This is a genomic window from Cytobacillus oceanisediminis (assembly GCF_003182355.1).
GTDB lineage: Bacteria > Bacillota > Bacilli > Bacillales > Cytobacillaceae > Cytobacillus > Cytobacillus oceanisediminis_A.
In genome coordinates, this window is the sequence record NZ_QGTW01000012.1 from 195,521 (window position 1) to 202,139 (window position 6,619).

6 protein-coding genes are annotated in these 6,619 nt (G+C 39.7%); 2 read left to right on the forward strand and 4 right to left on the reverse strand.

Annotated elements, in window-relative coordinates:
- Positions 1-15: 15 nt before the first annotated feature.
- The 3 genes from DFO73_RS28835 to DFO73_RS20740 are packed head-to-tail and all read right to left on the reverse strand — an operon-like array spanning position 16 to position 690.
- Entirely contained in the window at positions 16-177 is a 162-nt protein-coding gene (locus tag DFO73_RS28835) for a hypothetical protein (RefSeq protein ID WP_181396076.1), read from the reverse strand.
- A 25-nt stretch (positions 178-202) separates the two neighbouring features.
- A complete protein-coding gene (locus DFO73_RS29675) occupies positions 203-559 on the reverse strand; it encodes a YozQ family protein (RefSeq protein ID WP_309043966.1) in 357 nt (118 codons plus the stop codon).
- 35 nt (positions 560-594) lie between these two features.
- Positions 595-690 carry a YjcZ family sporulation protein gene (locus tag DFO73_RS20740; RefSeq protein WP_110066594.1) on the reverse strand — a complete coding sequence of 32 codons (96 nt, stop codon included), beginning with the start codon at positions 688-690 and terminating at the stop codon, positions 595-597.
- Between the two features lie 517 nt (positions 691-1,207).
- Here DFO73_RS20740 and DFO73_RS20745 point away from each other — a divergent pair.
- Positions 1,208-2,425: a NupC/NupG family nucleoside CNT transporter gene (locus tag DFO73_RS20745; RefSeq protein ID WP_110066595.1), complete on the forward strand. Its 1,218-nt coding sequence runs from the start codon at positions 1,208-1,210 to the stop codon at positions 2,423-2,425.
- A 68-nt stretch (positions 2,426-2,493) separates the two neighbouring features.
- Here DFO73_RS20745 and DFO73_RS20750 read toward each other — a convergent pair whose 3' ends face one another.
- Positions 2,494-4,431 (reverse strand): endonuclease MutS2, encoded by a 1,938-nt coding sequence (locus DFO73_RS20750; RefSeq protein WP_110066596.1) that lies wholly within the window; start codon positions 4,429-4,431, stop codon positions 2,494-2,496.
- Between the two features lie 572 nt (positions 4,432-5,003).
- On the opposite strand from DFO73_RS20750, the gene DFO73_RS20755 reads away from it, so the two are divergent.
- A complete protein-coding gene (locus DFO73_RS20755) occupies positions 5,004-6,488 on the forward strand; it encodes an aldehyde dehydrogenase family protein (RefSeq protein ID WP_110066597.1) in 1,485 nt (494 codons plus the stop codon).
- Positions 6,489-6,619 lie beyond the last annotated feature (131 nt).

Consider the following 6,619-nt stretch of genomic DNA (forward strand, 5'->3'; position numbering starts at 1 on the left):
CTTCTCTTTTTATTTTTAATTTAGTTCATCTGATCTTTTGCCGGCTTCAGGTTCTCCAGGTGTCTGGTTGCCTGTTGTAGCCTGATATCCTATCCGATAGGAAGAAGTCCTTTTTTGCTGCAGTGCTTTCGGCATTTTATATTGGCTCATATCATCTTGTGCTTCTTTTGGCGCCATTTATGAACCCTCTTTTCCTATTTTCTTATTCATCATAGCCCTTGCGGGGAATGGAGATATCCACTCCGACAACATCTTCGATTACTGCATCCGCCTGGCCTTCCATGTATGTGTCGCTTACTTGTTCATGTGTAGTTGCCAAACCTGATGAAAGCTGATCGTTGCGTTTATAATCTTCTGTTTCATAATATCTTCCTGCTATGTCCTCACTGTCCTTGTTGTCCTTCTTTTCCATATAAGAAACCCTCCTTTCAAAATAAGAACTATCCTTATTTTGGACATAATGCTGATTACCATACTGCAGCATTTCAATTCTCCGTGCAGAAAAAGAAAAATCTGCCCAAAGCCTGGACAGATTTTCTTCCCGCATATTTGTTTTCATGCGATTTTTAACCTTTTGTTCTTCGGGAGTAATTTCTAGTAACTCCAGTAAGACGCACCAACGATAATTAAAAGAATAAAGAGGACAACGATTAATGCAAAACCGCCGCCGTAACCTGCACCTGCGCCCATCATAACACCTCCTGACATCTAGTTACAGTTTATGATAAGGAGGTTTGTCCCGAATGGGCATATATAAGCGCCTATAATTTTTTATTGAAAAATTAATACGAGAGAATACCGGATGAATTGAGCTCCTCAATTCAGAATAGGAATTTAAAGATTATTGGCTGCGGCCCTTTCAGTGTTTTCAGCCTTTTCTTCGTGAAGAAGCCAGAAATTTAACAGTACACCAATCAGGGCAAGCAGACTAAAAAATAAATAGACAGCATAAATACTAAACTCTTCATAGATAAAGTCTCATTGAGATTTTGAGCACAGTTAATGTGACAAAAATTTGAAGACTAAAAAACAAATTTAATTTGGGATAAAAAAACTCTTTACTGTAAACGGATTCATGTTAAAATGGACATGTAAACAAGTTAGATGTCTGACGTCTACTCACCTGCCTCTTTATTAAGAGGTCTAAATTTTGACGTTTCATAAAAACGTTTTCATGAGTCTAAATACAACAAAAGAGGTGTCCAACATGAGTTTTATCTGGGGTTTATTGGGGATTGCCACTGTACTGGGAATTGCCCTTCTTCTCTCATCAAACCGAAAGGCAATCAATTTAAGAACGATTCTTGGCGGGCTGGCCATCCAGTTTGGTTTCGCATTTGCAGTTCTTAAATGGGATTTGGGTAAAAAAGCTTTAGAAAAGCTGACTTTAGGTGTAAACAATATTGTCAGTTATGCAAATGAAGGCATTAACTTCTTATTCGGAGGATTATTTCAGGAAGGTTCAGGTGTAGGCTTTGTATTTGCTTTCCAGGTACTGACTACTGTTATTTTCTTTTCTTCTCTTATTTCTGTGCTTTATTACACAGGAATCATGCAAATTATTATTAAGGTTATTGGTGGATGTCTATCCAAACTTCTTGGTACGAGCAAAGCAGAGTCAATGTCTGCAGCAGCCAATATTTTTGTTGGACAAACGGAAGCTCCTTTAATTGTCCGCCCTTTCTTAAATAAGATGACAAAATCTGAGCTGTTTGCTGTTATGACTGGCGGTTTAGCGTCAGTGGCGGGTTCGGTTCTAATTGGTTATTCATTGCTAGGCGTACCGCTTGAATACCTGCTTGCCGCCAGCTTTATGGCTGCTCCAGCCGGGCTAATAATGGCTAAAATCATGATACCTGAAACAGAAATATCAGAGACCACTGATGAAATTACAATTGAAAAAGATACGGAATCTGTTAACGTGGTGGACGCAGCCGCGCGAGGTGCGAGTACCGGATTGCAGCTTGCATTAAATATCGGGGCAATGCTTCTTGCCTTTATCGCTTTAGTTGCTCTTATTAATGGAATTATCGGTTTTGCAGGCGGAATCTTTGGATTTGAAAATCTTACCCTTGAAACTATTCTTGGCTTTGTATTTGCCCCTATCGCATTTGCCGTTGGTGTCCCTTGGGCAGAAGCTGTACAGGCTGGAGGGTATATCGGCCAAAAGCTTGTCTTGAATGAGTTTGTTGCCTATTCTTCTTTTGCTCCGGAAATCAGCAGCCTATCTCCTAAGACTGTTGCAGTAGTAAGTTTTGCGCTTTGCGGTTTTGCCAACATTTCGTCCATGGCCATTCTTCTCGGCGGCCTCGGAAACCTGGCTCCTGATCGCAGAAGCGATATTGCGAAGCTTGGAGTTCGCTCTGTAATTGCTGGTGCTTTGGCGTCTCTCTTAAGTGCTGCTATTGCAGGAATGTTACTTTAATTAATGAAAAGCATACCGGTTTTTTTCCGGTATGCTTTTTTTGTAGAGTATTAAAGGCAATATAGAAGCTAATTTTGCTCCTCGCTTTCTATGATTAGTCCTTCAACATGTTTCCGGTTTATAAGCTTACTCTTTTTTCTGTTTTCTTTCGTTTCAAAGATAATGTCAAAATCATAATCTTCTGGATATAATTCATTCGCGGATATATAAAGTTTTAATCTTTTATGATTAATAATCACTTTTTCACCTTTTATTTGCACTGAAAAGTTCCCTCTCGCATCCGGCCCTTTGTGAATAATGCCAATCTCATTCTGTGGGCTTACCAGGACGTTATCTCCTTGCTTCAAAACTTGAATGGCCTGATCCTGCTTCTTTTCTTCTTGCGATCTTTTTATGTGCCGGTTAACAATTATTTGCTTTTCTAATTCAATCTTTGATTTGTGTTCATTACTATAAGGGAGATAGGTCCTTTCTTCTTTATAAGTGATTTGATGAGCTCTTTCTATGATTTTGGGATGCATCCCTAGTTTTAGTGCGATAGCAAAAGCCTGGCTTTCTCCTCCTTTTCCTATAATAAGTTTATAAGTAGGCTGTAAGGTATCCAAATCGAATTCCATTGCTCCATTTAAAAAACCTTCATGTTCTTCGGCAAATCCTTTAATTTCATTATAATGTGTGGTAGCAATTATTGTTGGCCCTTTTTTGTACATTTGTTCCATTATCGCTGTGGCAAGGCCCATTCCCTCAGCCGGATCTGTTCCAGAGCCAAGTTCATCAAGCAATACAAGTGTCCGGTCATTAGTTTCTTGTAAAATTTCAATTATATTCTTAATCCTTGAACTAAAAGTACTTAAGTTATCTTCAATGCTTTGGCCATCCCCTATGTCTAAAAGAACTTGCTGGAATATGGCAATTGAGGAGCCCTTCTGAACAGGCAGCAGCATTCCTGATTGAGCCATTAAAGTAAGCAACCCAACCGTTTTAATTGTTACCGTTTTTCCGCCGGTGTTAGGGCCTGTGATAACAAGTGCATGTTGGCCGTTGCTGCCTAATTCTAATGTTAGCGGCACTGAACCTCTCCCCAGTAAAGGATGTTTAGCGCAAATGAGTTTTATATGATGAGATTCATTTAAATCTGGTTTTTGTGCTTCAATGGATCTTGCATACTTAGCTTTCGCGAATAATACATCATAATGGATCATAGTCTCAACTGCTATTTTAATCTCTTTTTCATTAGCCTCCACCAGGCCGGTTAAGAAAAGGAGGACTTGCTGGACCTCAGCTTCTTCTTCAGCTATCAGCCAGTTCAATTGTTCTTGAAAGTCCCCAATTTCCACCGGCTCAATAAAATAAGTGGAGCCAGAAGCTGATGTATCCAGAACATGTCCTTTAATTTTATTTTTATATTCTTTTTTTACCGGAATCACGTATCTGCCGCCGCGCTGACTAATGACCATCTCCTGAAGATAATTTTTATACTTGCTGGACTTAATAAGCTGCTGGAGCTTTTCCTTAAGCCTTTCTTCCTGAATCGATATTTGCTTTCTTACTTTTAGAAGCGCCTTACTTGCATAGTCATCCACTCTACCGTTTCTGATGCACCGGATAATTTCCTCAGCTAAAGCAGGCAATTCTTCAATCGAGTGGATATAAGAAGCTACTCGCGGGGCCAGGACTTCTTTGTCTTTCATAAACCTGCGAATTTTTCTGCAGCAATCCAAAAAATCGTAAAGCTTCATAAGCTGTTCTGGCCTTAGAGCAATTCCTTTGTTAAAGTTGTTCAATACTGATTCAATTCCTTCCAGTCCATGAACGGGAATACTAGCACTCTTCTCCAGTATTTTAACCGCTTCTTCAGTTTCATCCAGCCAGGACTTAATTTGTTTGAGGTTTTCTGACGGAACCATCCCAAACAATTTCTTTTTTCCCGCTTCTGATAAAGCAAATTGTGAAACCCTCTCTTTTATGATGTCATAATCCAATAGGGTAAAAGTATTTGTGTTCAATGTTTTTTTCCTCCTTAAATCCAGGTAATAAATTGGCTATACAAAAAAAGACCGCAATGAACAATGTTCATCACGGTCTGTTGGACAGAGAATTCCCTGTTAATGGAACATATATATTTAGACAAAATAAAAAGCCGTGTAAAAGAACACAGCTGCAATGCCAAAATATATTGCCACTCTATGCAGTGATATTGTTCTTAACTTTCATTCTGAAGGCATGCTTAAATAAACCATAAGCCAAACAATTATTTGCTTGTATTACCTTGGAATGACCGTATAAAATTAACGGATTAGTTAAGAACGACACCTAACATATAACATTCTCCTCTGCCAAATGGCACCAATTTCTTTTCCTTATTATCATATTCAGTCCTTTAATATTTGTCAAATTATTTTTGATATTCATGGAACTTTCAAAAAATGTCGAATATTATCAGAAAATTATTTTAATTCAGAGTTGATTTTATAGTTTTAATAGTGTTAACATACCTATGTAAACGTTACCATTAGAGTTCTTCTAAATGTTTTAACACCAAGAAATACATAGACTACTATTTTTAAGGAGGAATTATATGAGTCAACTAACTGTAGGTTTAAAAGAAAAGGTAGAAAAGTTTTTAAGCGGAAAGAAAAAGTTATATATCAATGGTGAATTTGTAGAAAGTAAATCACAAAAAACATTCGATACGTATAATCCGGCTACAGGTGAAGTACTTGCTGCTGTTTATGAAGCCGGTGCAGAAGATATAGATTTGGCTGTTAAGGCTGCACGCAAAGCTTTTGATGAAGGTAAATGGTCAAAAATGAGCGCTTCTAAGCGCAGCCGCCTTATGTATAAGCTTGCAGATTTAATGGAAGAAAACAGTGAAGAATTGGCGCAGCTTGAAACTTTGGATAACGGTAAGCCTATTCGAGAAACGACTAATGCTGATATACCTCTTGCAATCGAGCATATGCGCTATTATGCAGGATGGTCTACGAAAATTGTCGGGCAAACAATTCCTGTTAACGGACCTTTCTTCAACTATACTCGCCATGAAGCAGTTGGTGTAGTGGGGCAAATTATTCCTTGGAACTTCCCTCTTCTTATGGCGATGTGGAAACTTGGAGCTGCCCTTGCAACTGGATGTACAGTTGTTCTAAAACCAGCAGAGCAGACACCTTTATCTGCATTATACCTTGCAGAATTAATGGAAGAAGCCGGCTTCCCTCCAGGGGTTGTAAATATCGTTCCTGGCTTTGGTGAAACAGCTGGCCAACCGCTTGTAGACCATCCTTTAGTAGATAAGATTGCTTTCACAGGATCTACTGAAGTTGGAAAGCTGATCATGTCCAATGCTTCCAAGACATTAAAGCGCGTTACGCTTGAGCTTGGCGGCAAGTCACCGAACATCATCCTGCCTGATGCTGATTTAACTAAAGCTATCCCGGGTGCGCTTAACGGTGTTATGTTCAACCAGGGACAGGTTTGCTGTGCAGGTTCGCGCGTGTTCATTCAGAAAAAGCAGTTTGATAATGTTGTAGCTGACATGGCTTCACATGCGAAAAAAATTAAACAGGGTGCCGGAATTCATGCTGACACAGAAATTGGGCCGCTCGTTTCTGCAGAGCAGCAAAATCGTGTCCTTGGCTATATTGAAAAGGGCCTAAGCGAAGGTGCACAGCTTGTAGCGGGCGGTGACAAGCCACAAGAGCAAGGTTACTTCGTCTCCCCTACCATCTTTGCAGATGTTCGCGATGAAATGACAATTGCTAAGGAAGAAATCTTTGGACCGGTTATCTCTGCAATGCCATATGACGATTTAGATGAATTAATAAATCGTGCAAATAATAGTGAGTATGGATTGGCAGCTGGCGTTTGGACTCGCGATGTTGCAAATGCCCACTATGTAGCCAATAAGCTGCGTGCCGGAACAGTTTGGGTAAACTGCTACAATGCGTTTGATGCAGCTTCTCCATTCGGCGGATATAAGCAGTCCGGCATCGGCCGTGAAATGGGATCATATGCTCTTGATAACTATACAGAAGTGAAGAGTGTGTGGATTTCAATGAAATAATAAATAATAGACGAAAAAGGGATCTGAAAAGGTCCCTTTTTTGTGTGTGCCAGGCATGGCAACTATCTAGGTGGTGAAAGTCCACTGTGGGGGTACACATCGACTAACCACTAAGGAAGCGCAAGGTACTA

Coding starts and splice junctions, on each gene's coding strand:
- DFO73_RS20740 (WP_110066594.1), bottom strand. CDS start 690: ATGGGCGCAGGTGCAGGTTACGGCGGCGGTTTTGCATTAATCGTTGTC.
- DFO73_RS20755 (WP_110066597.1), top strand. CDS start 5,004: ATGAGTCAACTAACTGTAGGTTTAAAAGAAAAGGTAGAAAAGTTTTTA.
- DFO73_RS20745 (WP_110066595.1), top strand. CDS start 1,208: ATGAGTTTTATCTGGGGTTTATTGGGGATTGCCACTGTACTGGGAATT.
- DFO73_RS29675 (WP_309043966.1), bottom strand. CDS start 559: ATGAAAACAAATATGCGGGAAGAAAATCTGTCCAGGCTTTGGGCAGAT.
- DFO73_RS28835 (WP_181396076.1), bottom strand. CDS start 177: ATGGCGCCAAAAGAAGCACAAGATGATATGAGCCAATATAAAATGCCG.